This is a genomic window from Neobacillus thermocopriae (assembly GCF_010975035.1).
GTDB lineage: Bacteria > Bacillota > Bacilli > Bacillales > Cytobacillaceae > Neobacillus > Neobacillus thermocopriae.
This window is the reverse complement of record NZ_JAAIUV010000011.1, coordinates 43,317-68,148: the sequence shown is the minus strand read 5'-3', so window position 1 is coordinate 68,148 and position 24,832 is coordinate 43,317. Positions and strand designations below refer to the sequence as shown.

Annotated in this window: 29 protein-coding genes; 26 read left to right on the top strand and 3 right to left on the bottom strand. The window is 34.5% G+C overall.

The window, feature by feature from the left end; translation table 11 throughout:
* The first annotated feature begins 102 nt into the window (after positions 1–102).
* The 16 genes from G4Z05_RS08795 to tatC all read left to right on the top strand — a co-directional run bounded on the left by G4Z05_RS08795 (position 103) and on the right by tatC (position 15,912).
* Positions 103–951, top strand: coding sequence for a DegV family protein (locus tag G4Z05_RS08795; RefSeq protein WP_163251566.1), 849 nt, complete (start codon positions 103–105; stop codon positions 949–951).
* A gap of 82 nt (positions 952–1,033) precedes the next feature.
* On the top strand, positions 1,034–1,684 hold the full coding sequence (locus G4Z05_RS08790) for an HD domain-containing protein (protein ID WP_163251564.1): 651 nt from the start codon (positions 1,034–1,036) through the stop codon (positions 1,682–1,684).
* On the top strand, positions 1,681–3,552 hold the full coding sequence (locus G4Z05_RS08785) for an ABC-F family ATP-binding cassette domain-containing protein (protein ID WP_163251562.1): 1,872 nt from the start codon (positions 1,681–1,683) through the stop codon (positions 3,550–3,552). The genes G4Z05_RS08790 and G4Z05_RS08785 overlap by 4 nt, the downstream gene beginning before the upstream one ends.
* A gap of 86 nt (positions 3,553–3,638) precedes the next feature.
* Positions 3,639–4,775: a conserved virulence factor C family protein gene (locus G4Z05_RS08780; RefSeq protein ID WP_163251553.1), complete on the top strand. Its 1,137-nt coding sequence runs from the start codon at positions 3,639–3,641 to the stop codon at positions 4,773–4,775.
* Positions 4,776–4,836: 61 nt separating this feature from the next.
* Positions 4,837–5,271 (top strand): BrxA/BrxB family bacilliredoxin, encoded by a 435-nt coding sequence (locus G4Z05_RS08775; protein WP_163251552.1) that lies wholly within the window; start codon positions 4,837–4,839, stop codon positions 5,269–5,271.
* Between the two features lie 179 nt (positions 5,272–5,450).
* The gene (locus G4Z05_RS08770; RefSeq protein ID WP_163251551.1) at positions 5,451–6,032 is read left to right on the top strand and encodes a TerD family protein; all 582 of its coding nucleotides are present in this window, start codon (positions 5,451–5,453) and stop codon (positions 6,030–6,032) included.
* Positions 6,033–6,105: 73 nt separating this feature from the next.
* The gene (locus G4Z05_RS08765; RefSeq protein WP_163251550.1) at positions 6,106–6,885 is read left to right on the top strand and encodes a TerC family protein; all 780 of its coding nucleotides are present in this window, start codon (positions 6,106–6,108) and stop codon (positions 6,883–6,885) included.
* A gap of 720 nt (positions 6,886–7,605) precedes the next feature.
* Positions 7,606–9,243 carry a YceG family protein gene (locus tag G4Z05_RS08760; RefSeq protein ID WP_163251549.1) on the top strand — a complete coding sequence of 546 codons (1,638 nt, stop codon included), beginning with the start codon at positions 7,606–7,608 and terminating at the stop codon, positions 9,241–9,243.
* A 3-nt stretch (positions 9,244–9,246) separates the two neighbouring features.
* Positions 9,247–10,347, top strand: coding sequence for a toxic anion resistance protein (locus tag G4Z05_RS08755; RefSeq protein WP_163251547.1), 1,101 nt, complete (start codon positions 9,247–9,249; stop codon positions 10,345–10,347).
* 21 nt (positions 10,348–10,368) lie between these two features.
* On the top strand, positions 10,369–10,980 hold the full coding sequence (locus G4Z05_RS08750; protein ID WP_163251540.1) for a TerD family protein: 612 nt from the start codon (positions 10,369–10,371) through the stop codon (positions 10,978–10,980).
* Between the two features lie 74 nt (positions 10,981–11,054).
* Complete coding sequence (locus G4Z05_RS08745; protein WP_163251628.1) at positions 11,055–11,633, top strand: TerD family protein; 579 nt, start codon at positions 11,055–11,057, stop codon at positions 11,631–11,633.
* 259 nt (positions 11,634–11,892) lie between these two features.
* Positions 11,893–12,591: an anthrax toxin lethal factor-related metalloendopeptidase gene (locus G4Z05_RS08740; protein ID WP_163251539.1), complete on the top strand. Its 699-nt coding sequence runs from the start codon at positions 11,893–11,895 to the stop codon at positions 12,589–12,591.
* Between the two features lie 91 nt (positions 12,592–12,682).
* A complete protein-coding gene (locus G4Z05_RS08735) occupies positions 12,683–13,645 on the top strand; it encodes a thymidylate synthase (protein ID WP_163251537.1) in 963 nt (320 codons plus the stop codon).
* 30 nt (positions 13,646–13,675) lie between these two features.
* Positions 13,676–14,164 carry a dihydrofolate reductase gene (locus tag G4Z05_RS08730; RefSeq protein ID WP_163251535.1) on the top strand — a complete coding sequence of 163 codons (489 nt, stop codon included), beginning with the start codon at positions 13,676–13,678 and terminating at the stop codon, positions 14,162–14,164.
* 720 nt (positions 14,165–14,884) lie between these two features.
* A complete protein-coding gene (locus G4Z05_RS08720; protein WP_163251533.1) occupies positions 14,885–15,067 on the top strand; it encodes a twin-arginine translocase TatA/TatE family subunit in 183 nt (60 codons plus the stop codon).
* Positions 15,068–15,174: 107 nt separating this feature from the next.
* Complete coding sequence (tatC, locus tag G4Z05_RS08715) at positions 15,175–15,912, top strand: twin-arginine translocase subunit TatC (protein ID WP_163251531.1); 738 nt, start codon at positions 15,175–15,177, stop codon at positions 15,910–15,912.
* Positions 15,913–15,935: 23 nt separating this feature from the next.
* Here tatC and G4Z05_RS08710 read toward each other — a convergent pair whose 3' ends face one another.
* Positions 15,936–16,283, bottom strand: a complete 348-nt coding sequence (locus G4Z05_RS08710) for a helix-turn-helix domain-containing protein (RefSeq protein WP_163251529.1) — start codon at positions 16,281–16,283, stop codon at positions 15,936–15,938.
* Positions 16,284–16,542: 259 nt separating this feature from the next.
* Between G4Z05_RS08710 and G4Z05_RS08705 the strand changes: the two genes are divergently transcribed.
* The 5 genes from G4Z05_RS08705 to G4Z05_RS08685 all read left to right on the top strand — a co-directional run bounded on the left by G4Z05_RS08705 (position 16,543) and on the right by G4Z05_RS08685 (position 19,844).
* Positions 16,543–17,139: a CalY family protein gene (locus G4Z05_RS08705; RefSeq protein WP_163251527.1), complete on the top strand. Its 597-nt coding sequence runs from the start codon at positions 16,543–16,545 to the stop codon at positions 17,137–17,139.
* 167 nt (positions 17,140–17,306) lie between these two features.
* On the top strand, positions 17,307–18,044 hold the full coding sequence (gene tapA, locus G4Z05_RS08700) for an amyloid fiber anchoring/assembly protein TapA (RefSeq protein WP_163251526.1): 738 nt from the start codon (positions 17,307–17,309) through the stop codon (positions 18,042–18,044).
* A gap of 59 nt (positions 18,045–18,103) precedes the next feature.
* Positions 18,104–18,682, top strand: a complete 579-nt coding sequence (sipW, locus tag G4Z05_RS08695; protein ID WP_163251524.1) for a signal peptidase I SipW — start codon at positions 18,104–18,106, stop codon at positions 18,680–18,682.
* An 80-nt stretch (positions 18,683–18,762) separates the two neighbouring features.
* The gene (locus G4Z05_RS08690; protein ID WP_163251523.1) at positions 18,763–19,362 is read left to right on the top strand and encodes a TasA family protein; all 600 of its coding nucleotides are present in this window, start codon (positions 18,763–18,765) and stop codon (positions 19,360–19,362) included.
* A gap of 230 nt (positions 19,363–19,592) precedes the next feature.
* Positions 19,593–19,844 carry a DUF2535 family protein gene (locus G4Z05_RS08685; RefSeq protein WP_163251521.1) on the top strand — a complete coding sequence of 84 codons (252 nt, stop codon included), beginning with the start codon at positions 19,593–19,595 and terminating at the stop codon, positions 19,842–19,844.
* Positions 19,845–19,887: 43 nt separating this feature from the next.
* On the opposite strand, the gene G4Z05_RS08680 is transcribed toward G4Z05_RS08685, so the two are convergent.
* Complete coding sequence (locus G4Z05_RS08680) at positions 19,888–20,778, bottom strand: MBL fold metallo-hydrolase (RefSeq protein WP_163251520.1); 891 nt, start codon at positions 20,776–20,778, stop codon at positions 19,888–19,890.
* Between the two features lie 214 nt (positions 20,779–20,992).
* Between G4Z05_RS08680 and G4Z05_RS08675 the strand changes: the two genes are divergently transcribed.
* The 5 genes from G4Z05_RS08675 (at position 20,993) to msrB (ending at position 24,104) form a co-directional block, all read left to right on the top strand.
* Entirely contained in the window at positions 20,993–21,571 is a 579-nt protein-coding gene (locus tag G4Z05_RS08675) for an SCO family protein (protein WP_163251518.1), read from the top strand.
* Positions 21,572–21,682: 111 nt separating this feature from the next.
* Positions 21,683–22,507, top strand: a complete 825-nt coding sequence (locus G4Z05_RS08670; RefSeq protein WP_163251516.1) for an SGNH/GDSL hydrolase family protein — start codon at positions 21,683–21,685, stop codon at positions 22,505–22,507.
* A 6-nt stretch (positions 22,508–22,513) separates the two neighbouring features.
* Complete coding sequence (locus tag G4Z05_RS08665; RefSeq protein WP_163251514.1) at positions 22,514–23,089, top strand: YpmS family protein; 576 nt, start codon at positions 22,514–22,516, stop codon at positions 23,087–23,089.
* Positions 23,090–23,136: 47 nt separating this feature from the next.
* The gene (msrA, locus tag G4Z05_RS08660) at positions 23,137–23,673 is read left to right on the top strand and encodes a peptide-methionine (S)-S-oxide reductase MsrA (protein ID WP_163251513.1); all 537 of its coding nucleotides are present in this window, start codon (positions 23,137–23,139) and stop codon (positions 23,671–23,673) included.
* Positions 23,674–23,684: 11 nt separating this feature from the next.
* A complete protein-coding gene (gene msrB, locus G4Z05_RS08655) occupies positions 23,685–24,104 on the top strand; it encodes a peptide-methionine (R)-S-oxide reductase MsrB (protein WP_163251626.1) in 420 nt (139 codons plus the stop codon).
* A gap of 35 nt (positions 24,105–24,139) precedes the next feature.
* Here msrB and G4Z05_RS08650 read toward each other — a convergent pair whose 3' ends face one another.
* Positions 24,140–24,733, bottom strand: coding sequence for a DUF502 domain-containing protein (locus G4Z05_RS08650; protein ID WP_163251511.1), 594 nt, complete (start codon positions 24,731–24,733; stop codon positions 24,140–24,142).
* Positions 24,734–24,832 lie beyond the last annotated feature (99 nt).

Here is a 24,832-nt window from a genome sequence, read left to right as displayed (position 1 = left end):
TTTATAACTGGTTTCATTTTTTGTCTTTTACAATATTTACACCGTTAAATTTAAAAGTTACTATTAGTAGTAGGTACTAAAAATGACGAGGAGGCATTTCGATTGTTAAAAACTGCCTGGGTTACGGATAGCACGGCATATTTAGATGAAAATTTAATGAACCATCCAGATGTATATTGTGTTCCTTTATCAGTTATCTTAGATGGTGAGGAATTTGTGGACGGTATTAACTTAACTCCAAAACAATTATTTGAAAGGTTAAAACAGCTTAAAAGCCCGCCAAAAACTTCTCAGCCTTCAGTAGGGGCATTTCATGCATTGTATGAAAAGCTGGAGAAAAAATATGATCAAGTGATTAGTGTTCACTTATCAGGAAAACTAAGTGGAACTGTATCATCCAGTCAGCAAGCTGCCAAACTGGTGCGAATTCCAGTGACTGTATTTGATTCCAACATTCTTTCACTTCCAATGTCAGCTCTAATGAAAAAAGGGATGGAACTCCTAGAAGCCGGGAAAAATCTTCAAGAAGTTATAAAACGAATGGAAGAGATTAGAGATACGAATGAAACCTACGTTTTAGTCGGAAGTTTAGAGCAGCTTCATCGAGGCGGTAGGCTGTCGGGGTTAAAATTTATCCTTGGCAGTATGTTAAATATAAAGCCAATCATCTCTTTTGATAAAGGCTCCTTATTCGTCAAAGATAAGGTTAGGAGTGAAAATAAAGCAAAAGAACGAATTTTAAATTACTTTAAACAAGCATATGAAAAACATTCTTTTAAAGAAGTATATCTATTGTACGGTCTATACGAAGAGCAAGCAAATGAGTGGCGCAGCGAGTTGGAGCTAGCATATCCTGAACTTAAAGTTTCGACAGCACCTTTAGGGGCCGTTATAGGTGTTCATGCAGGAGAAAACACCCTAGGCATTAGTTGGTTCAATGGTATGAAATAAAGAGTTTCAAAATAAGACCTCAATATATTTTGAGGTTATTTTTTTATGTTAAAATATCAGAGATAAAGGCAGGTGGATCAAGTTGAAAAAAAATATTATTGAAGAAACAGAAAGATTTGTTCGAAAAGAATTAGGGGATGATGTCACAGGCCATGATTGGTTTCATGTGGACCGTGTTCGGAGAAATGCATTACATATTTGTAAACAAGAAGGAAAAGGTGACCCATTTATTATTGAAATGGCAGCATTACTTCATGATATCCCTGATGAAAAGCTAAATGAAAGTATGGAAAAAGGGGAACAAAAGCTTCATTCATTTCTAGAATCCTTGCCGATTGGAACAATTGCAAAGGCTCATATAAAAAAAATAGTTAATACCATTTCATTTAAGGGTGGTCACACTTCAAAATTAGAAACGGTTGAGGCAGAAATTGTTCAAGATGCAGACCGGCTGGATGCTATTGGCGCCATTGGTATTGCTAGAGTTTTTGCTTTTGGCGGGAAAAAGGGACAACCGATCTATGATCCGGGCATCCAGATTAGGCGAGAAATGAGCTTAGAAGAATACAGAAATGGAAAATCCACCAGTATCCATCATTTCTATGAAAAGCTCTTAAAATTGAGAGATTTATTAAATACAAAAACAGCGAAAGATATGGCTGAAGAGCGTCACAGAATGATGGAGGCCTTTTTAGATCAATTTTTTAGTGAATGGAATGGACGAGAACTATGAAAATACTATCAGTTGAAAATATTTCAAAAACATATGGAGAAAAACAATTATTTAAGCAGATTTCCTTTACCATTGCTGAAAAAGAACGGGTGGGGCTGATAGGGATCAATGGTACAGGCAAATCGTCTTTGTTAAAAATTGTTGCAGGATTGGATTTCCCAGATGAAGGGAAAGTGATTTCAGGAAAAGATTATTCAATTGCTTATTTGAGTCAACAGCCAGATTTTGATGTGAATCGAACGGTGCTTGAGCAGGTTTTCGATGGCGATGCTCCAATCTTAAAGATTATGCGGGAATACGAAAGGACGTTGACATTACTAAATAATTCCCCAAATGATACAAGGGTTCAAGAGGATCTTTTTCGCTTGCAAAAACAATTGGATGCGAGCACAAATGCAAAATCAATCCTGACAAAATTGGGAATTGATGATTTTAATCAACAGATTGGTCATCTTTCAGGTGGGCAAAAGAAAAGGGTCGCCTTGGCGCAAGCGTTGATTGCTGAACCCGATTTGTTGATCCTAGATGAGCCAACGAACCATTTGGATTTTAATACCGTTAAGTGGCTTGAGGACTACTTGAGCAGATATAAAGGTTCTATTCTCCTTGTTTCTCACGATCGTTACTTTTTGGATCGAGTCACGAATAGAATGTTAGAACTGGACGGCGGTAAACTATACAACTATAAGGGAAATTATGCTGATTTTTTAGAAGCAAAATCGATTCGTGAAGAAAATGAAGCAGCCACGTATGAAAAAAGAAAAAACTTATTTAGACAAGAACTCGAATGGATCCGGCGTGGGGCAAAAGCTCGTACAACGAAACAAAAGGCTAGAATTCAACGGTTTGAAGAATTAAATAAAAAGCTCTCTAGTGGCAAGCCGACTACGGATAAACTGGATTTGTCAATGAATGGAAGTAGGCTTGGTAAACAAGTGTTTGAACTAAAAAATGCTTCCAAAAGATTTGGCAATAAAACGATACTTCATCAGTTTAATTTGATTATTAAACCTGGTGATCGGATTGGAATTATCGGACAGAATGGTGCCGGGAAATCTACATTATTAAATATTCTTGCCCAACGAATACCATTGGATGATGGGGAGTTCATCATGGGTCAAACGGTGAAAATTGCCTATTATACACAAGAAGGCGAAGATATGGATGAAAATATGCGGATGATTGAATATATCAAAGAGACCGCTCAAATTGTGGAGACATCGGATGGAAAAATGGTAACAGCAGCACAAATGCTTGAACGTTTTTTATTTCCATCGTACACCCATGGAACACCTATTCGAAAGCTTTCCGGAGGAGAAAAACGAAGACTCTATTTATTAAAGATTTTGATGACAGCTCCAAATGTGTTACTACTCGATGAGCCGACAAATGACCTTGATACACAGACATTGACAGTACTGGAGGATTATTTGGAAGATTTTCCTGGAGTCGTCATCACTGTATCTCATGATCGTTATTTTCTTGATAAGGTTGTTGAACAACTTTTAGTCCTTAAAGGGGAAGGAAGAATAGAAACGTTTTATGGAAATTATAGTGAATACATGGAAAATAACACTTTATCTGTTACAGAAAATACACCTCCTTCTACAGTGAATGCAACGAAGACTCAGGAGAAAATAAAAAGGAAAAAAATGACTTATATGGAGAAAAAAGAATGGGAGGAAATTGATCATACAATTGCTCAAACGGAAGGTTTGTTGGAAGAAGTTGTTAATGAGATGGCGAATGCAGGTAGTGATTTTGTGAAATTAGAGGAATTAATGAAGAAGGAAGCAGAATTAAATATGAAATTGGAACAATTAATTGAACGGTGGACTTATTTAGCCGAGCTTGCAGAAAATGAGTAAAAATGATTGAAAAGCATTGTATATGATTGTACCTTATTCAATATGTTAAACTTGAAATTAGAAATTATAAGAATAAGGTGATTGTATTGAACATTATATCCATAGAGCCTACGCCAAGCCCTAATACAATGAAAATTTCTTTAGATCAAGAACTTCCAATGGGCAAGAGCCATAATTATAAAAAAGAAACAGCAGGAGATGCACCTGATGTTATCAAGAAAATCCTTGAAATAGAAGGTGTAAAAGGTGTTTACCATGTAGCGGATTTCCTTGCTGTTGAACGGAATGCAAAATATGATTGGAAAGTGCTATTACCAAAGATTCGAATGGCTTTTGGCGAAAAAGCAGTTGAACAGGGAGATACGAATACTGCTATTGATAGTCATTTCGGAGAGATTAAAGTTGAAGTTCAAATGTTTAAAGATATTCCCCTTCAAGTAAAGCTGACAGATGGTTCTAATGAAAAACGATTTGGTATGCCTGAGTACTTTTTAAAGATGCGGGAAAAAGCACAGCTACCAGAAGAGAACTATATTTTGTTAAGAAAGTGGAAAAACCTTGGAGTAAGGTATGGAGACATTGAGCAGGTAGGTCAAGAGGTAGTGGAAGAATTGATTGCAGCTTATCCGAAAGAGCGACTGGAGGAATTGGTCAAAAAGGCACAAACAACAGTATCGGGATCAGAATCGAAAACTAAACATCAGTGGAGAAAAGTAACATTAGAAGATTTGAATCACCCTGATTGGCAATACCGATACCAGCTACTTGAACAAATGGATGATCCTCAGCTAGAGGAATTGCCTGTTCTTGAAAAAGCTTTGTCAGATGTAAAGCCATCCATTCGAAGACTGGCAGTCGTTTATCTAGGAATGATTAAAGATAAAGCCGTTTTACCACTTTTATATAAAGCGCTTAAAGATAAGACGGTTACAGTAAGGAGAACTGCAGGAGATTGTTTGTCTGATTTAGGATTTCCCGAAGCACAGGATGCTATGTTGGAGGCCTTAAAGGATCCAAGTAAATTGGTCCGCTGGAGGGCGGCAATGTTTTTATATGAGGTGGGAGACGAACGAGCCCTTCCTGCTTTAAAACAGGCCGAGAACGATCCTGAATTTGAGGTAAGCATGCAAATAAAAATGGCTATTGAACGGATTGAAGGGGGAGAGGATGCCAAAGGGTCAGTATGGAAGCAAATGACGGAAGCAAGAAAATCAAGTGAATAATTTGGATAATAGGTAAAGGCTATAGTAATATTAGAGTGACCATTGAAACGGAGTGAAAATTATGTTAAATGCTTATGAAGAGTATATGAGACAAATGGTGCAGCCGATGCGGGAAGAACTAACAAGAGCTGGGTTTAAGGAGTTGACAACCGCTGAAGAGGTAGAGGAATTTATGGAAAATGTGGAAGGTACAACTTTAGTGGTAGTTAATTCCGTATGCGGTTGTGCTGCCGGGCTAGCTCGTCCTGCTGCAACTCAGGCTGTATTAAACAGCGAAAAGAAACCGGATCATCTTGTTACGGTATTTGCAGGACAAGATAAAGAAGCAACAGCAAAAATGCGTGAGTATTTTGAGGGCATTGAGCCATCATCCCCATCCATGGCTTTATTAAAAGGAAAAAAAGTCGTTCACTTTATTCCACGCCATGACATCGAAGGAATGCCGATGGAATCAATCATGAATAATTTACTCGGTGCTTTTGAAGCACACTGTTAATATAAAAGGACGAATTTGTTTCGTCCATTTCTTTTTGTATAAAGTGAAATAATATGTTTTCAATCAATTTTACTAAAAAATGGATTAACTAAAACATAGAAAGAAATATAACGAACATATGAAACTTTTCTTAAGAAATTTCGTAAATAAACTATTACGAAATTAGGAGGAATGTAAAAATGGCAGTAAGTTTATCAAAAGGACAAAAAGTAGACCTTACTAAGACAAATCCAGGTTTAACAAAAGTAGTTGTCGGGCTGGGTTGGGATATTAATAAATATGATGGTGGATATGATTTTGACTTAGACTCTTCTGTATTTCTATTAGGAGAAAATGGGAAAGTTACAACTGAAACCGATTTTGTTTTTTATAATAATCCTAAAGGGGGAAATGGTGCTGTCATACATAATGGAGACAACCGTACAGGTGAAGGTGACGGCGATGACGAACAAATTAGTGTAAACCTTTCAATGGTGCCAGCAAATATTCAGAGAATTGCTTTTACCATTACCATCCATGAAGCTGATATTCGAAAACAAAATTTTGGACAGGTATCTAATTCCTATGTTCGTATTTTTAATGAAGTAACTGGAGAGGAATTAATTCGTTATGATTTAGGAGAAGATTTCTCTATTGAAACAGCCATTGTTGTGGGCGAGCTTTATCGACACAATGGCGAGTGGAAATTTAGTGCCATCGGAAGTGGTTATCAAGGTGGTTTAGCAGCCCTGGCTACTGATTTTGGATTACAAGTGAGCTAACTTGAAAAGAGAAGAGACCCAGCTTTAGCTGGGTCTTTAGAAAAATTGGTTACATCTAGGAGGAAATACTTGAATGTCTGTTTTACAAGATATATTAAATACTTATGCACAGTTTTTTGATTGGAAAATGTGGGGTGAGGTATTAACAGATCCAGTATCCTGGGGATTAATCGGTACGCTCGTTATACTTGAAGGTTTACTTTCAGCAGATAATGCCTTAGTTTTAGCTGTAATGGTTAAACATTTACCTGAAAATCAACGAAAAAAAGCGCTCTTTTATGGATTATTAGGAGCCTATCTTTTCCGTTTTATTGCTATTGGAGTAGGTGTGTACTTAATTAAACTTTGGTGGGTAAAATTATTAGGTGCAGGTTATTTGGCATGGTTGTCTATTAAATACTTTATGGATAAACGAAAAGAGGCACTAACGACAGAATCGGAAGAAGAACATGGCATAAATAAAAACGGTTTATTCATCCGTTTATTTGGAACTTTTTGGGGTACAGTGGCTGCGGTTGAGTTAATGGATATTGCTTTTTCTGTTGATAGTGTTCTAGCAGCATTTGGAATAAGTGAAGAAGTATGGGTACTATTATTAGGTGGAATGCTTGGAGTTTTAATGATGCGAGGCATTGCCGGTATCTTTATTACGTTAATTGATCGGATTCCAGAACTTGAAACGACTGCGTATATTTTAATTCTATTTATTGCAATTAAAATGTTGTTGAAAGTATTCCACATTGATATAGGGCATGTCACATTCTTCGTCATTTTATTAGTAACATTTGGAGCCACATTTATTGTTCACTTTATGAATAAAAAGGAAAAAACGAGCAATGAAAATCAATCATAAGGTTTAAATGGGAGAGTTAACGTATGGACCTCCCATTTTTTTATTTCGTGGCATAGCTAGACCATGGTATCTATATATGCCTATGCCTTAGTACAGCGCAAAATAATTGCCTAGTGTTTTCAAATCAGGTGATTATTTATCGTTCTTAAGAAAGATGTAGTTTGTAAAACATTAGATAATAAGGATCAAGTGAAAAACTTGGAGGTTAGGGCAGGGGATAGAAATTCACATTTTTTGTGAAGGGATTCCTCTAAAAAGTCTAGCTATTTTCCACTTTCATCTTGAAAAGAAAGATATAAATAATTGAAAAAATACTATAGCTCGACACTAGAAATACAATTACCATGGTGATTGATTTTATTACAGGTGAAAGAAGTAGTGTAAAAATAATACTAAATAGAAATAAGTCGAGGTAAATAAAAAGTTCTGATCCCATAACTTCGAATACTGTTTTTAATTCTTCTTGGACTGTTTCTGCTTGCGGTCGTTTATATAAAAATCGCAATGTTAGTCACCTACTTTATCTTGAGTACTCAATACTATGTAGGGACAAGGAAAAATGTGAACAAAGGTGAAAAAATCTTGTTTTTATGAAACATTTTTTATCGATAATCGTATATACGAATGTAGGAATTTCTAACAGTGTTAGGATAAAGAACAAATTTTACATAATTTATTAAGTTGAAATGAAGCTATCGCTTTAGAGGGAAGGGAATTGGATTGCTACCAACAAACAATCAATTAAACATCCGGCAGGTATCCCTTACATACGATAATTGGATTGGAATGTTGAAAAAGCCACTCTCAGAGCGACCAAATTATTTACTGCAAAATGGGGTTATTCAAATTGGCCAGGTGTTGGGGAAATTCCTCGGGGTTCCAATCGATACGGATGAGTATTATAATCAGTTATTTGATTATGTCCATTTGCCGGAGACAAATCTTCGACTATTAAGTAAAGATTCCTTAAATAAGGCAATAAATAATTTGCATTTTCAATCGATACAGAGAGTAATCAATATTAATCAGGAACAGAAACTATCTCCCAACCGATTTACCGCTTTTCTGGAAGGAGAAGAGTTATTATTAAAATCCAGTGTGCCAGCGGTCCACCGCAAATTGAGGGAAGCTATGAAGGAAACATTGGAATTATTTGCTGCACGTGAAAGCAATGGGTTAAATAATTCCGAATTAAGGCGTGTTCTTGTAGATCTTGTTAAGTGGTCATATAACCACCTACAACCTCTACTCAAAGATGCTAATCCCGAAAAAGAAATGCCAAAGTTTTTATGGTATGGCGATTTTAAGAAAAGTCATCAGTATTTTCTTTATTATTTAATTAAGCTTGGTTGCGATATAGTTATTTTTCATCCGGAAGGAAAAGACATCCTAGAAGGAATGGGAATCGATGATATTTTTGAATATCGCTACCCAAAAACGTCAACTCCTGAACCATTTCCAACGAAAAGGCGCAGCCGGAAAACAACAGTAGCGTATCGAGCTTCAAAGGAAATTGAAATGGTATTAAACCAGGAAGGTTCAGGTCTATATAAACCATGGCAATTAAGAGAATACATCCCGTCATCATTGACCTTGAAAACGACTTTCGATGAATTGTTTATTTTGGGAAAAGAGATGGCGATGATCCGCCCTGAATTTGAGGTGAAAAATGGACAGGTGAAAATACCTTCTATTTTCGCAAAAGTTCAAGGTGTTAGCAGAAACAGAAAAGAGTACTGGGATCGAATTCATTCTCTTAACCAACTCGAGCATACCCTATTTATTCAAAGACTTCCGTTTTCAATTCCTAGTTCAAGCGACTTTCGATTTCATTACCGTAATGCTTTAGAAAAGGATGGTCGAATTAATCCGGAAAAAATTATTCAGGCACATTATTGGCCTTATTCCTATTTGCCAAAGGGTTTACAATACGGCTTGGCAGAAGCCATCAGGAGACTTTGTGAAAATCCAGGATTAAAACCATTTTCTAAGGAAAACATGGAAGAAGTTAAAATTTATCTGTTTACTCAATCCATGTTTATACCGAAAAACATCATCCAGTTGCTAGAGAAGTTCGATTATTCTCAACATGTACCTAAATTAATTATCTTTAATAATGAGAGAACCGGAACGCTTTCTAGGTCAGATGCAGCTTTGATTCTATTACTTAATCAATTTGGAATTGATATCATTCTATTTAATCCAACTGGTCATAACGACATTGAGAATTACTTAGACAACCAATTATTTGATATCCACTGGCTTGAGGATGTTGTATTTGATTTGGAGTATAAGGAGCCGTCCATCTTTCAAAAAGGGCTTATCCAAGGAATCTTGAAAAATTTTAGGGGGGACTAACCATTGAATTTATCAACAAATTCCTCTAATGATATTACTTTGCAGTCCGCTGAAGATAAATTAACAGAAACAAAGGTTTCTGATATTAAGCTAGCACTTCGAAAAGAACCGGAAATTCAAAATTTAGCCCGATCAATAGACGAAAGGGACCAAATCCAAATATTGGAGTTTGGGAAGGAGCCGGCAGAGCAAATCTCTAGTTTTTCTGATCAAATTCTAGGAAATATGAGGACGACGAAGGTTGAGGATTCCGGTGAATTATTGAAACAACTAGGAAGAATAATGGATAAGTTTGATCCAAAAGATTTTCAAAAAACATCAGGTGGCTTTTTTGGTAAGTTATTTAAAAAAGGCGAAAAGATGATCGAAAAGCTGTTTGGAAAATATCAGACGATGGGCCATGAAATTGATAAAGTATATGTAGAAATTTCTAAGTATAAACAGGAAATGGTCGAAGCCACTAATATGCTTGAAGAGATGTATGAACAAAACTACCAATACTATTTGACCCTTGAGAAGTATATTGTTGCTGGTGAAATAAAAGTCGAGGAATTGAAAAATCATCAACTTCCTCAACTGGAGACTAGGGTTGCTTCAGGAGATCAGCTAGCTTCGATGCAGCTGGATTCATTAAAAAACGCGATTGAGGCATTAGAACAAAGAATTTACGATCTTGAAATGGCCAAAATGGTAGCTTTGCAGACGGCTCCACAAATCAGGATGCTCCAGCGTGGAAATACTAAATTGATAGGTAAGATAAATTCTGCATTTGTAACTACTATCCCAATATTTAAAAATGGCTTAATTCAAGCCGTTGCAGCTAAGCGTCAAAAGCTGGTTGCAGATTCCATGAGTGAACTCGATCGCCGGACAAATGAGATGCTGCTTAGAAATGCACAAAATATTTCACAACAAAGCACTGAAATTGCAAGACTTGCTGGTGGACCGAGCATTAAAATGGAAACAATTGAAGAATCTTGGAACATTATCTTAAAAGGATTGCAGGAAACAAAAGCAATAGAAGAAGAAAATAAACGCTTACGCCAGGAAGGGACAAAACGCCTGGAACAACTTCAGGAAAACTTTAAAAAGATGAAGCTGTAATATATTAATGAGGTGAGAGAAATGGCTATTAATTTACAAAAAGGACAGCGTGTAGATTTAACGAAAGGAAATCCGGGACTGACAAAAATTATGGTAGGCTTAGGTTGGGATCCTGTTCAAAAGAGTGGTGGTGGAGGCTTTTTTAGTGCTTTATTTGGTGGTGCGAGTGCCCCGAATGTGGACTGTGATGCTTCCGTACTTATGTTGGGAGACAATGATAAATTGCAAAATAACAAAGATGTCATTTATTTTGGTAACTTAAGAAGTGTAGACGGTAGCGTACAGCATTCCGGTGATAATTTGACTGGAGATGGTGACGGTGACGATGAGCAAATTATGATTGATCTAAGTCGAGTACCAGCTCATATTAAAAAACTAGTATTTGTGGTAAATATTTATGATTGTGTAAAAAGAAAACAGCACTTCGGTATGATTCGAAATGCATTTATTCGTGTCGTGAATCCTAATACCCATCAAGAATTAATTCATTATAATTTGACGGATGATTATAATGGTAAGACATGCCTTGTAGTTGGTGAAATTTATCGATATGGGAACGAATGGAAATTCGCTGCTGTTGGTAATGGAACAAATGCGACTGGATTGGCTGAAATTGTTCGTTCATACAGCTAATACTTAGTAATACTGTACACCCATTTATAAGGATGTAGCTGTTAATGAATAAAGATCAGGATGAGGTGGTACAATTGGCTATTAATTTAACAAAAGGACAAAGAATTGATTTAACCAAAACAAATCCAGGATTAAAAAAAGTCATTATCGGTCTAGGATGGGATACGAACCACTACCATGGTGGGCATGATTTCGATTTGGATGCTTGTGCGTTTTTGACCGATGAAAATAGTCGGGTGATTAATGAATTAGATTTTGTTTTCTATAATAATTTATCTGATCCTTCTGGGGCAGTTGAACATACAGGAGATAATCGTACAGGATATGGAGATGGCGATGATGAACAAATTCGTATTGATTTTAGCAGGGTACCTTCCCATGTTCATCGCATCGCTATTACTGTAACGATTCATGAGGCAGAGGCAAGAAAACAAAATTTTGGTCAAGTAAATAACGCCTTTGTTCGTGTCGTTGACGAAGAAACAGGACGTGAGATCCTGCGCTTTGATTTAGGAGAGGACTTTTCGGTAGAAACAGCAGTGGTTATCTGTGAGCTGTACCGTCATAATGGTGAATGGAAATTCAATGCTGTTGGAAGCGGATTTTCAGGTGGACTTGCTGCATTATGCCGGAATTTTGGATTACAAGTTTAATAGTTTTAGAAGGCTGCTTAGTTTTAGCAGCCTTATTTGTTAAAAAAATTATAATTGATTTCGAGAATGATCTAAAATACGTCCATTTCATTATGCTGTGTATACTTATCTCATTTTTAGTGATCTGATCATTTGAAGCTGACCAGAGAGATTGCTCTCTTCTTCCATTTTTCCTCAAGTTACCTATTTTTATAGAAAACTATCAATCTATTTAGCATGTTATAATTATAGTAATATTATATAAATTGGGGATATAATCATGCGTAAATGGGTTATTCTATTTTTCATCATAAGCTTATACCTGCAATCAATTCGAACATCCCAGGCATCCATTGAAGGGGTTGCTTTAGGCGATTATCCCAATGATACGATTCTCATTCATTCTCTGAATTCCAATTTACCAGAACAATTAAAGGAAATCATCTATCTCCCACGTGAGTCATTTAATCATAAAGATGTTGCTTTGATGATTAATCGAATTGGTTCAATAAGGTCATCGATTATTGAAAAAATTTATCAAGAGGGTATCATCGTCAATCTATTTTCTGGAAAACTTACGGACCACACGACTACCCGCCATTTATTAGGAAAAACACCGAGGGGTTATCAAAACGGGGTAACTTGGGATAATGTACCTGGTATTGGCGGATCTAAGGTTGTACATGTGAAAATTGGTGCGAGTGAAAAAGGAAATGGACATGGTTCTGTGAATTTGGAATTACATGAATTGGCTCATTCTATAGATAATCTCGTATTTAATCATATTAGTAAAACAAAGAAATTTAATGAAATATGGAAGCAGGAGTATGAAAAATTATTTCCTAATAATGAATATTTTCAATATCATGAGGAATATTTTGCTGAAGCCTTTGCCATGTATTATTTAAATAACCAAACTAATGAACAACTAAAAACGAAGGCACCATTAACCTATCAGTTGATGGAAAGTCTTCATTAATCTCTAGATGATTTCATCAGTGTTAGATGGAGCGTAATATGATATTCTATTAATGCATTGGTGTTTCAATAGAAATGGAGAGTGATTCTTTTTGCAACATCCAGAGTATGCCTATTTAGACTTGTGTCAGTATGTACTTGATAATGGAAATAAAAAAGATGATAGAACAGGAACAGGGGTTTTATCGGTTTTTGGTTATCAAATGAGGTTTGATTTGAACAAAGGCTTTCCTTTATTAACAACGAAAAGGGTTCCTTTCCGTTTAGTGGTAAGTGAATTACTGTGGTTTATAAAAGGTGATACCAATATTCGCTTCTTACTTCAACATAATAATCATATTTGGGATGAGTGGCCATTTAAAAAGTATGTTGAGTCTGAGGAATATAATGGTCCAGATATGACAAACTTTGCCCATCGTTCACAGCAAGATGAAGAATTTGCTAAAGTTTATCAAGAGGAAAAAGAGAAGTTTTGCAATCGGATATTAGAAGATGATGAATTTGCAAAGAAATGGGGCTCCATCGGTCCTGCTGCATATGGTGCACAGTGGAGAAGTTTTCAAGGCCCTTATGGATCAACTGATCAATTAAAAGAGGTCATTGAACAAATTAAATCCAATCCTGATAGCCGTAGGCACTTAGTTGTAAGCTGGAATGCAAATCAATTTTCACATGGGGAGGCACTGTTACCACCATGTCATACACTTTTTCAATTTTATGTTGCAGATGGGAAATTGAGTTGTCAGTTATATCAGCGTTCGGGTGACATCTTTTTAGGAGTTCCTTTTAATATTTCAAGCTATGCGCTTCTCACCCATTTAATTGCCCATGAATGTGGTTTACAAGTTGGTGAATTTATACATTCATTAGGTGATGCCCATATTTATTTAAATCATATTGAACAAGTAAAGACCCAGCTTAGTCGTGAACCAAAACCACTCCCTACATTAAAACTTAATCCTGAAGTAAAGTCTGTATTTGATTTTAATATGGACGATATTCAAATTATTGGATATGATCCTCATCCTACCATTAAAGCACCCATTGCTGTTTAATTTTTTATTTAAGAAGAGAGGTATCTATATATGCTTTCCTTTATTGTCGCAATGGACAAAAATCGGTTGATCGGAAAAAATAATCAGCTTCCTTGGCATTTGCCGGAGGATTTAAAATTCTTTAAAAGGGTAACGATGGGGCATCCGATTGTCATGGGGAGAAAAACACACGAGTCGATTGGACGAATTCTACCTGGTCGAGAGAATATCGTTATTACTCGTCAGCAGGATTACATATGCAAAGGCTGTACGATGTTTTATTCTGTAGAGGCATTTGTTAACTACAGTAAAGAGAAAATCGATGAGATATTCGTAATAGGTGGTGCAGAAATTTTTAAAGAAACATTCCCTTATGCCGATCGGCTCTATATCACATTCATCAACGAAGAGTTTGAAGGAGATACCTATTTTCCGAATTTTAATGAAGAGGAATGGAATCTTGTCTCCGTTGAAAAAGGTATCAAGGATGATATGAACCCATATGATTATGAATTTAGGATTTACGATCGTAAAAAATGAGAAGTTAGTATATTTGAATTAGTTTTAGGTATCATAAGTTACACAGTGATTGGATTAATACAAAAGGATTAAACTTAAACAATCAATAACCCGAACTATTGATGGACTCTTTTTCAGAGTATTACAAAGTAGTTCGGGTAATTTTTAACTCCAACACGAAGTACCTAGTCTATATTGAATTAGTATGTTAATCCATATAAATCATATTCTGTCAACTTTACTAACATCCCTTTAAATTCGTGCGGGTGGCAAAATTCCGCCTCACGAAAATTTGTTTTTACCTAGGCAATTAATTCTTTCGGACTAATAAAATATTCTCCGCTTCGAACGTTTTTACGAATAGTATACCTCCTATTGTTATCGTCTATTGTAATTTCTACATAGAGAGCACTATCCAGACTAGCAAAGAGTAAATTCTATTCCACACACCTCCTTTTATTAACAAGTATTTGAATGTTTCAATTATAAGTAATAATTGATTAATAGTCATAATTTTCAAAAAATATAGTTTGTAGAAACAAGATTGACATTCGATATAGGTTATTGTTACATTCATTTATAGAGATGAAATTTGTGCAAGTAAGTAAACGAAATTATATTATTATAGTTTATTGAAATGGATATTGTGAATTTCCTATGAATTATTGCGGAAAAATGCCCCAAAATAAATTTACAATACTATAATCACAATGAGAAATTAATTTGAAGGGGATGCAGATCATGCTATCGAATATTGGAGTACCTGGATTAATTTTAATTTTAGTATTAGCACTTATTATTTTTGGTCCAAAAAAGTTACCGGAAATCGGTCGGGCATTTGGGCAAACATTAAAAGAATTTAAAAAATCCACTCGTGAATTGACAGAAGATGTGAAGGAAGAAAAGGAAAAATTAAGCAAATAGGGTGTAAGATATATGTCTTGCACCTTTTTCTTCCTGAGAATAGTTTAATAAGAATGTGAGTCACTTAGTTATTCACATCTTATCTTTAAAAGTTGGTAGGGGAAAATATGGAAGATAAAGAACTATATTTAGTCGATCATCTTGAAGAATTACGTAGAAGAATTATTATTTCAGCCATTGCCTTTATTGTTTTTTTCATTGTTGGTTTTATCTATGTAGATGATATTTATCAGTGGTTTGTAAGAGATTTAGATGGGAAATTGATGGTTTTAGGTCCAAGTGATATTATTAGCATCTATTTCATGCTGGCCACTGTTGTAGCAATAGCCGGTACTATTCCTGTTTTAGCTCTGCAAATTTGGTTGTTTGTCAAACCGGCATTAAAACCATCGGAACGAAAAATTACCCTATCTTATATTCCGGCTTTATTTATTTTATTTATAGTCGGGCTTGCTTTCGGGTATTTTATCATCTTCCCAATGGTATTAAATTTTTTATTAAATATGGGAGCCGATTTGTTTGTCACCAATTTCACGGCCGACCGCTATTTTCGTTTTATTCTATATATGAGTCTTCCTTTTGGAGTGTTATTTGAATTGCCGGCGATTGTTATGTTTTTAACATCTATAGGTATTATTAATCCATTTGTGTTGGCAAGGATTCGTAAATATGCCTATTTCGTTTTAGTCATTATTGCGATCGTAATAACTCCTCCTGATTTCATGTCTGATTTTGTTGTGACATTACCGTTATTGTTGCTATATGAAATTAGTATTAGCTTATCTAAATTTGTGTTCCGAAAACGATTAAAAAAGGAACAAGAAGAAGAAAGAATAGAAGCTTAAATTCTGACCTTTAGTAAGAATTACTAAAGGTCTTTTTTTGTATTTCTCCATTTTTGATATTTCAAAAAGTTTAAATACTCTTTGAAATCCTCTTTATCAATTCCATTCTGTATGGCTTTTTGAATCAATAATTGCCATTCACTATCTAATGTATTTTGGACATTGACTTGATCCTCTTTTTCTTCTAATAAATAGTCCAAACTCGTTTCGAGAGGTATTGCAATTTTTTGTAAAAATTGGAGAGAAGGATTGTTTTGTTTTCCACGTTCAATTTGACTTAAATATGACTTTGAAACACCTGCAATTCTAGCTAAATCTGACATAGAAAATCCTTTCTCTATTCTTAATCGTTTTATTCGTTCACCTAACATCACCTTTACCTCCTATAAATATAAAAACAACCACTATTAATATTTCATTATAAAGAACAAAAATTTCTTTATAAAATACAAAAAAGTAAGAAAATAAGAGAGAATTAAAGAAAAACGAACAATAACGTTCTTTATTAAGAAAAATTAGCGAATTTTAGACTTTTTAATGTTCGTTATTATGAAGTATACTCAACTTGTGAGTTCGTTATTATGAACAGGACTTACTAAAGATAGAATTGGGTTAAGAGGAGGAAGAAAAATGAAAATTAAAAAGAAATTGGGAATGGGGATTGCATCAGCAGCTATGGGATTGGCATTAATCGGCGGAGGTACATATGCATATTTCAGTGACTCTGCTCAAACTACTAGTAAATTTGCAAATGGTACATTAGATTTAAACGCAAATCCAACAACCATTATTGATGTAAAAAATTTGAAGCCTGGTGATTGGATGACTCGTACTTTTAAACTTGAAAATAAAGGAACTTTAGACATTGCAAAAATTTTACTAAAAACGGATTATACGGTCACAGATGCTAAAGGGGATAATGGTGGAGAAGATTTTGGTAAACATATCCGCGTTAACTTCTTATACAACCATGATAAAGGAGATACAGTAATTTATTCTACTACTTTAGATCAATTAAAAGGCATGTCTCCCGATGCAATTGAAAATAAACTTTGGGTTCCATTTTTTGAAGAAAGGGGTGGCAGCTTAAAACCAAATACATTTGATACATTATCAGTTCAATATCAATTTGTTGATAATGGTCAAGACCAAAATATATTCCAAGGTGATTCATTAAATTTAACTTGGACGTTTGAAGGTAAACAAGGAAATGGTGAAGCAAAGTAACATAATCCAAAAGAAGGGAGGGGATTACCCCCCTTCTTTTTAGAAAAAGATTAGTATTATCACCTTAGATAAAGAGTTCATCTTTCTTTAAGGTGATTAATATTAATGAATATTTTAAATACAAGATTTTTGTCTAATAATTAATATTTTTATAGAAAATAAGGGATGTGATTAATATTCGATATACAAGAATAAGAAAATTTGGTAAAAAAAATAGAAAACTAAGGATGGTCATTCAACTTTTTCTAACTTGCTATCTGTTAATACTATCGATTGGTTATTTTACTTCGAACACCGGTGCATATTTTAATGATCATTCTATGGTAACAGGAGTCATACAGGTAGCAACTTGGGATAACGAATGGGATAAAAGTTCACTTAAATTTCCTAATAAATCAGATCAAAATATAGAGTCTTGTGAAGCTATAGAGATTTCAGTGGTGATTATGAATAAAGGAAGTGATATGAAAGGTCCATCACAATACGAAGTTTATTATAGTGAAAAAGGTAATCCGAAGAAGGGTGAAAAAATCGGTGAGGGAAGTATTGATCCCATTTTAGCAAATAAGGAAAGTATATTAAAATTCATTGTTGAAAAACCGGGTTCGTATAAATTTAGAGCTTTCCAACGACCAAACCATGCCTTCAAAGACGAAAGACAGGATTTGTGGAGTGAAACGGTCCATGTAACTTGTATAAAAAGTAAAGATCAAAAACCAAAAAATGATAATTTGATAGATCAACAAACACAAAAAGACCAAGCGAAAGTTCAACAATCAAATAAATCATTCACTCAAAACAAAGAACAATCCACTGAATTAAAAGATTCGGATAATGGTCAGAACAATGATTCGATTCAGTCAATGAATGCGCAACCAAATAATGTTGAAACAAACTCTAATTAGTCAACAAGGAGCGAAAATTTAGCGAAAACTGAAATACAAACCCAAAAATAGGTGATATCATGAAATTGAAAAGATTAATTAGTAATTCAGTAACGATAATAATGTTTCTTATATTAATTTTATTTTTTATTGCTGTTATAACTTCTAAGGCATCCGGAGGAGAACCTTCTATATTTGGTTACCAATTAAAAACGGTGCTTTCAGGTTCAATGGAGCCTGATATTAAAACAGGTTCTATTATAGTAGTAAAACCAGGTGGAGATATGAAACGATTTAAAAAAGGAGACATTATCACATATAAAACTGGTGATGATGTAGTTGTTACCCACAGAGTGATAAAGGTATTAAAGGATGGTAACGAAGTCAGTTATCAAACAAAAGGGGATAATAATAAAACAGTGGATATGACTCCGGTTCCTTCAAACATGGTTGTAGCAGAGTATACTGGACTTACGATTCCATATTTAGGATACTTGGCAGATTATACAAAAACGAAAACGGGTAGTGCTCTTCTCTTAATTCTTCCAGGAATTTTATTAGTTTTATATTCGGGAATTTCAATATGGAGAACATTATCTCAACTAGAGAATAAAATACGTAAATCTTCTGATGCAGACAACATTGAAAAGCCAATATAAACTCAAAAAATATATATAAGGGGGAAGTGATACTTCCTCCTATTCTATTATTTCGGATGTTCCGTGAAGGAGGTTTAACCTTGATAAAAAAGTTAACTAGCTTATTCCTATGTTTTTTATTAATATTTCTTTTTTCTAAAAATACGAAAGCTGAATCAATGAAAAAAATTGATATTGCCACCTTCCCAAAAGATATTTTATTTAATGTTACAAATCTTAAACCAGGGGATTGGATGGATCGAACATTAACGATCCAAAATAATGGACATCAGGATTTTAATTATTTTCTTACTAGTGAAATGGTTAATGGTTCTGATAAATTCTATAATGAATTACAGTTGAAGGTTGCTGATAAGGATAATGTTTTATTTGAAGGAAAATTAAAAGATTTTAACAAATTGGAGCCAAGGTTTATTGGTAAAAACGATTCCGATCAATTATTTTTCACTGTAATTGTACCTGAAGAACTAGGAAATGATTACCAAGGTCTTGGATGTGAAATTCAATTTAAATTATTTGTAGAAGGAACATTAGGTGAACTATTCCCAATGGATGGGGCAAAGTTACCTAAAACAGGTACCAATTCATTTAACTTAATTATTTTAGGGGCAGCCTTCGTATTAATTGGTATTGTTATGGAATTTATTCATAGGAGAAAAAGGATTACTCGAGAAGTATAGTTATTTACTTTCAATGTTAATTGTTATGTATAAATACAAACTGTTTACAGGTTGATAAGAAATACAAATATCTAGTAGATTTTCAAAATTTAATAGTGATGAATAACATCTTTGTACCGTTAGTAGTATTCAATTACAAAAATAATCTCTACCTCAAGCACATTTAGACAGATTTCGATAGGGAAAAGGTGTATAATATAGTCAAACGGGTGAAAAAGAGGATTGATATTTTGTTATTGAAAAGCCTGGAGTTCAAAAATGTAGTTGGACAGAAGGTTAAAGTTATGGATATTCCTGTATTGGAGGACGATAGTACTTTTAAATTTTTAATCCAAGTCCGTTTGCAAATGTTTATTAAATCCATCTATAAGGAGCAAAGCCCGAAGAAGTGCTACTCCTTTAAGGAGTACTTGAAGAAGGTTATGAAATGGAGAGATTATGAACAGCTGTTTCGAATGGATGAATTAAAAAATAATGCATAAAGAACGAAAGAGCATCGGATTGACCGATGCTCTTATTTATGTCTTACATCTTTATAATCTCATTTGCCTTTTCTTCAATGGAATATCCAAGACGCTTTAAGTGCTTACGGATTCCGCTACGCTCCCATGTTTTTAGTATTGGATTTTTTTGCAACGCATTTTTAGGATAGAAAATACCAATTTCCGAAATTTCATTAAAATTTAAACCTTGCTGAACATATCGTTCAATGATTTCATCACGTCGATCAATGATGGAAAGATAAGTTTTCATCGCCTGATGATATTCATTTTTGGTAAATACTCCTTTTTGGTGACCCGTGATATATGTTTTTACATCAAGGGACAGTAGCCGTTGTCCAGATGCAATAAAATCTTCTATCTCACCATCGGCACCGTTATACCATGGACCAAATGAGGTCATGTCATAATCTGCAGTAAAGACGACACCTAATTCAGGAAAATATGGGCAGGAAAAACCACTTGTATGTCCAGGAGTATGTAAAAAAATGATCTTTTCTTTACCAAATTGATATTCGGTTTCATATTCATACGACCCGGAAATTTCACGAAGGCTTTCCATCCATTTCTGTGGAATGGATGATTTCCATTTTTCTATTGCTGATTGGCCCCATTCTTGAAAGATTCCATAGGCACGGGCGATACCATCTAACGTTCTTGTTGTTTCATATTCAATTGGGTTGATTAGTTTTACAGCATTTTTGAATAAATAGTTGTGCTGTGTGTGATCTGGATGGTAATGGGTGTTGAAAATTAGATTAACCCCCAGTTCATGATCGAGATGGAGAAGAGTGGTAGCATCTGCACCAGAATCAATTAAAATTTTTTCAGAACAATCTAGATAAAGACTTCTGGAATAAGGGACTTTACTGTTGTTTGGTCCTTCCACAATGAATATCGGTCCGATTCGATCCATCATTGAATCACCTCACAAATTTGTAGAAAAGATTAATAATTTTCTTGAAAAATGACTGAATGTTCATTCATCATACCATAAATTGAGGGTTCCTGAAACATTTTGTTCAAATTTTAAAGATAAATAATGTTGACTAAAATTCTTTTCCTTTTTTCTTATTTGAAACTTTGTTACACTAATCACGGATGTAAATGAAGTGGATGAAGGTGATAATATGAAATATCGTTTGGCTATGTTATTAATTGTTATTTCTACTCTGTTATTGGCTGCATGTGGTCAAAAAGAAATCAAAAATGCCCTAAATTGGGATGTTGAAGATTTTTCAGCAACAACCAATCATAATAAGACATTTTCCCTAAAGGATTTGGAAGGGAAAACATGGATTGCAGACTTTATATTTACGAACTGTGGAGATGTGTGCCCTCCGATGACCGCAAATATGGCGAAATTACAGAAAATGGTTAAAGAGGAAGGGTTTGAAAACGTTGAATTTGTTTCATTTAGCGTCGACCCTTCAGTGGATACACCTGAAATATTAACAGCTTATGCGCAACAATTTAATGCAGATTTAAAAAATTGGACTTTTTTAACAGGTTATTCCCAGGAATTTATTGAAAGCTTTGCAAGGAAGACATTCAAAACAATCGTGAAAAAACCAGAGGAAGGCAATCAGGTTATACATCAAACTTATGTATACTTGGTCGGACCTGATGGAAAAATTAAAAAAACATATGATTTATATAAGGACGTACCTTACGAAACAATTATTTCTGATATTAAAAAGTTACAATAGACCAATACAATGGTCTATTTTTTTTATTGGGAATAAGATATAGTATATGTTTGTTCTGTATAAAAATTGTCATGTTATAATAAACATAAGCTAAAGAAGGCAGGTGATAAAATGAAAAAATTACTCCCCCTTCTCATAATCTCCACTATTTTCTTAAGCTCTTGCTTTAAAATTGAACAGAAAGCCATTCGACAATCGAAGGAAACGACAGCAAAAGCTTATGAAACGATTCCTGCAAATGAATCTCCATCTACCTTAACGGTGCTGTCAGCAGGGGACTCATTAACACTTGGCGTAGGTGATAGCACAGGTCAGGGTGGATATTTACCATATTTAGAATCCATGTTGGAAGAAGAAGAACATATCAAAGAGGTAGATTTTTATAATTACGGTGTAAAGGGAAACCGTTCTGATCAGCTATTAAAAAGACTTCAATCAAATGAAATGAAAGAAGTATTGCAAAAGGCAGATTTGGTCATCCTTACTATTGGTGGAAATGATATTATGCAAGTGGTGAAGGATAATTTTTATCATCTTCAAATTGATGAATTTATGAAAGGGAAGGAAGTTTTCGAAAATAACCTAAGTAAAATTATGGAAACAATCCTACAAGAGAACCCAGATGTATCGATTGTATTAGTAGGTTTATATAATCCATTTTCTAAATGGTTCTCGGATATTAAAGAATTTGATGAAATTGTTTCTGAGTGGAACAATACAGCGCAATTAGTGATTTCAAGATATCCAAATGCATATTATGTCGGTATTAAAGATTTGTTTACTAATTCAGATGAAAATTTACTTTATAGCGATAATTTCCACCCAAATGACAAAGGATATGAATTGATTGCCCATAGACTCAATGAAACACTAGAAAGTAAGGTTCTGCCGGATATGGAAAAGAAGCCGTATATGGTAACTAAAGAGGAGAATTAGATTTTTATGAAAAACAAATGGAAAATAGGGTTTCTAATCCTGTTGGGAGCAAACCTTTTATTTGCAATAATTATTTTTTCACTTGTTTTAACTCCGGATCAGGAAATAAAGAATGTGAAATCCAAAGATGATAATAATTATGTTTCATTCCAAGTACATTCAAATAAATATGATTTAAATCAGCTCATCAATCATTATATAAAAAAAGAGGCAGCAGATTCCCCAATTGAATATAGGGTATTATTAGGGGATGATGTGGAATTATATGGATCATTGCCAGTATTTAGTCAAGAAGTAAATATGAAATTAACTTTTGTACCTAAAGCACTTGAAAATGGAGATTTGGTCCTTATACAAAAATCGATGTCCATTGGGAACCTGCCTCTTCCGATTTCTTATGTACTGAAATTTATCAGTGAAAATTATAAACTGCCAAAAGGTGTTGAAATTAGGCCAAATGATAAACAAATTTATGTTCATATGCAACAGTTAAACCTCAAGAGTGATATGAAAATTCAAGTAGATCAGATTGATTTAAAAAATGATCGGATTTCCTTTTTCATTTTTGTTCCAGTAAGTTAAATAAAATAGAGATGGCAATATTTTTGCAAAAAATGGGGTGTAAAACGATGAACGAAGAATACGAGCTAGCGACGTTTGCAGGCGGTTGTTTTTGGTGTATGGTAAAGCCATTTGATGAACAGCCCGGTATTAAAAGTATTATTTCCGGTTATACAGGAGGGCACGTAGAAAACCCAACCTATGAGCAAGTATGTTCCGATACAACCGGTCATTATGAGGCTGTCCAAATTACGTATGATCCGAAAGTCTTTCCGTATGAAAAACTATTAGAGATATTTTGGCAGCAAATTGATCCGACAGATCCGACTGGCCAGTTTCATGACCGAGGGCACTCTTATCGGACTGCTATTTTTTACCATAACCCAACCCAGAAAGAGCTTGCGGAGGAATCAAAAAAAGCATTGGAGGAAAGCGGCAGGTTTAACAAACCTATTGTCACACCGATATTACCAGCAAAGCCGTTTTATCCAGCTGAGGAATACCATCAGTATTATTATAAAAAGAATCCGGCTCATTATGAAAGATATCATATCGGATCAGGGCGTGCAGGTTTTATTCAAAAGCATTGGGGGAATAACAAGTGAAAGAAAAAGATATGGAAAAGCTGAGAAAAAAATTAACACCCATGCAATTTGAAGTGACGCAAAAAAATGGAACGGAACCTCCATTTCATAATGAATATTGGAATGAAACCAGAGAAGGCATTTATGTTGATATCGTGTCTGGAAAGCCGTTATTCAGTTCACTTGATAAATTTGATGCTGGCTGCGGTTGGCCAAGCTTTTCCAAGCCTCTCAATAAAGAGGAAATCATTGAGAAGGCAGATTACAGCCATTCTATGATTCGGACAGAAGTGAGGAGCAAAACAGCTGATTCTCATTTGGGACATGTGTTTAACGATGGACCAGCTCCAACCGGTCTCCGTTATTGCATTAACTCTGCAGCCTTGAGATTTATCCCGAAAGAAAGGCTTGCTGAGGAAGGGTATGGGGATTATATAAAGCTATTTGAGTAAAAGCCGCTATAATCAGCGGCTATTTTTTCTATTTATTATTCAGTTACTTTTTGCTTTCTGATCGAGGTCATTCCTCCGGAAAGGATAAATTTCATTGCATCTTCAGGTTTTACATTAATAATTTCCACTTGATCTTTAGGGATTAAAAATGTAAAACCTGCTACTTGAAAGGTTTGCGGGATATAGACAGCGATATGATCCTTTAATGGGCTGTATAGGTCTTCTAATTGTTCAGAAGTAATAAAACCGATACTACGCATTTCTGTACCAGGTATCGTTACTAATGCAACTTTTGAAAATGATTTTTTATCTCCAAGAAAACTTTGAATGGTATCCTTTATCACGGAGTATATAGTTTTTACGACAGGAATTTTTTCAAGTAGACGATCAATGATTTTAATAATTTTTCCCGTAATATATTTTGTAGAGAGCCATCCTAAAAGTGTAATAAGGATGATAGTGGATAGTAAGCCGATACCGGGAATATAATCTTCCTTCAAGTATGGTTTTAAAGTATTGCCGAGCAATCCATCTAAAAAAATAAATGTTTTATAAATAACATAAATAACGAGAATTATTGGGACGATCGTTAAGATTCCGTTAATAAAACTCTTCAAGATGCTTTTCATGATTTCACTCCCCAATTCATAATCGTATTCATCATATAGGCGAATACATAGACAGGTCAAGCACCTATAACATAAAGTAACAAGGAATAGAAATATGAT

Bases quoted from the DNA above. Each gene is read 5' to 3' on its own strand.
- G4Z05_RS08750 (WP_163251540.1), top strand. From the start codon at position 10,369: ATGGCTATTAATTTACAAAAAGGACAGCGTGTAGATTTAACGAAAGGA.
- G4Z05_RS08765 (WP_163251550.1), top strand. From the start codon at position 6,106: ATGTCTGTTTTACAAGATATATTAAATACTTATGCACAGTTTTTTGAT.
- G4Z05_RS08730 (WP_163251535.1), top strand. From the start codon at position 13,676: ATGCTTTCCTTTATTGTCGCAATGGACAAAAATCGGTTGATCGGAAAA.
- G4Z05_RS08785 (WP_163251562.1), top strand. From the start codon at position 1,681: ATGAAAATACTATCAGTTGAAAATATTTCAAAAACATATGGAGAAAAA.
- msrA (WP_163251513.1), top strand. From the start codon at position 23,137: ATGAACGAAGAATACGAGCTAGCGACGTTTGCAGGCGGTTGTTTTTGG.
- G4Z05_RS08710 (WP_163251529.1), bottom strand. From the start codon at position 16,283: ATGTTAGGTGAACGAATAAAACGATTAAGAATAGAGAAAGGATTTTCT.
- tatC (WP_163251531.1), top strand. From the start codon at position 15,175: ATGGAAGATAAAGAACTATATTTAGTCGATCATCTTGAAGAATTACGT.
- G4Z05_RS08705 (WP_163251527.1), top strand. From the start codon at position 16,543: ATGAAAATTAAAAAGAAATTGGGAATGGGGATTGCATCAGCAGCTATG.
- G4Z05_RS08775 (WP_163251552.1), top strand. From the start codon at position 4,837: ATGTTAAATGCTTATGAAGAGTATATGAGACAAATGGTGCAGCCGATG.
- G4Z05_RS08680 (WP_163251520.1), bottom strand. From the start codon at position 20,778: ATGGATCGAATCGGACCGATATTCATTGTGGAAGGACCAAACAACAGT.
- G4Z05_RS08650 (WP_163251511.1), bottom strand. From the start codon at position 24,733: ATGAAAAGCATCTTGAAGAGTTTTATTAACGGAATCTTAACGATCGTC.
- G4Z05_RS08675 (WP_163251518.1), top strand. From the start codon at position 20,993: ATGAAATATCGTTTGGCTATGTTATTAATTGTTATTTCTACTCTGTTA.
- G4Z05_RS08665 (WP_163251514.1), top strand. From the start codon at position 22,514: ATGAAAAACAAATGGAAAATAGGGTTTCTAATCCTGTTGGGAGCAAAC.
- msrB (WP_163251626.1), top strand. From the start codon at position 23,685: ATGGAAAAGCTGAGAAAAAAATTAACACCCATGCAATTTGAAGTGACG.
- G4Z05_RS08720 (WP_163251533.1), top strand. From the start codon at position 14,885: ATGCTATCGAATATTGGAGTACCTGGATTAATTTTAATTTTAGTATTA.
- G4Z05_RS08670 (WP_163251516.1), top strand. From the start codon at position 21,683: ATGAAAAAATTACTCCCCCTTCTCATAATCTCCACTATTTTCTTAAGC.
- G4Z05_RS08770 (WP_163251551.1), top strand. From the start codon at position 5,451: ATGGCAGTAAGTTTATCAAAAGGACAAAAAGTAGACCTTACTAAGACA.
- G4Z05_RS08740 (WP_163251539.1), top strand. From the start codon at position 11,893: ATGCGTAAATGGGTTATTCTATTTTTCATCATAAGCTTATACCTGCAA.
- sipW (WP_163251524.1), top strand. From the start codon at position 18,104: ATGAAATTGAAAAGATTAATTAGTAATTCAGTAACGATAATAATGTTT.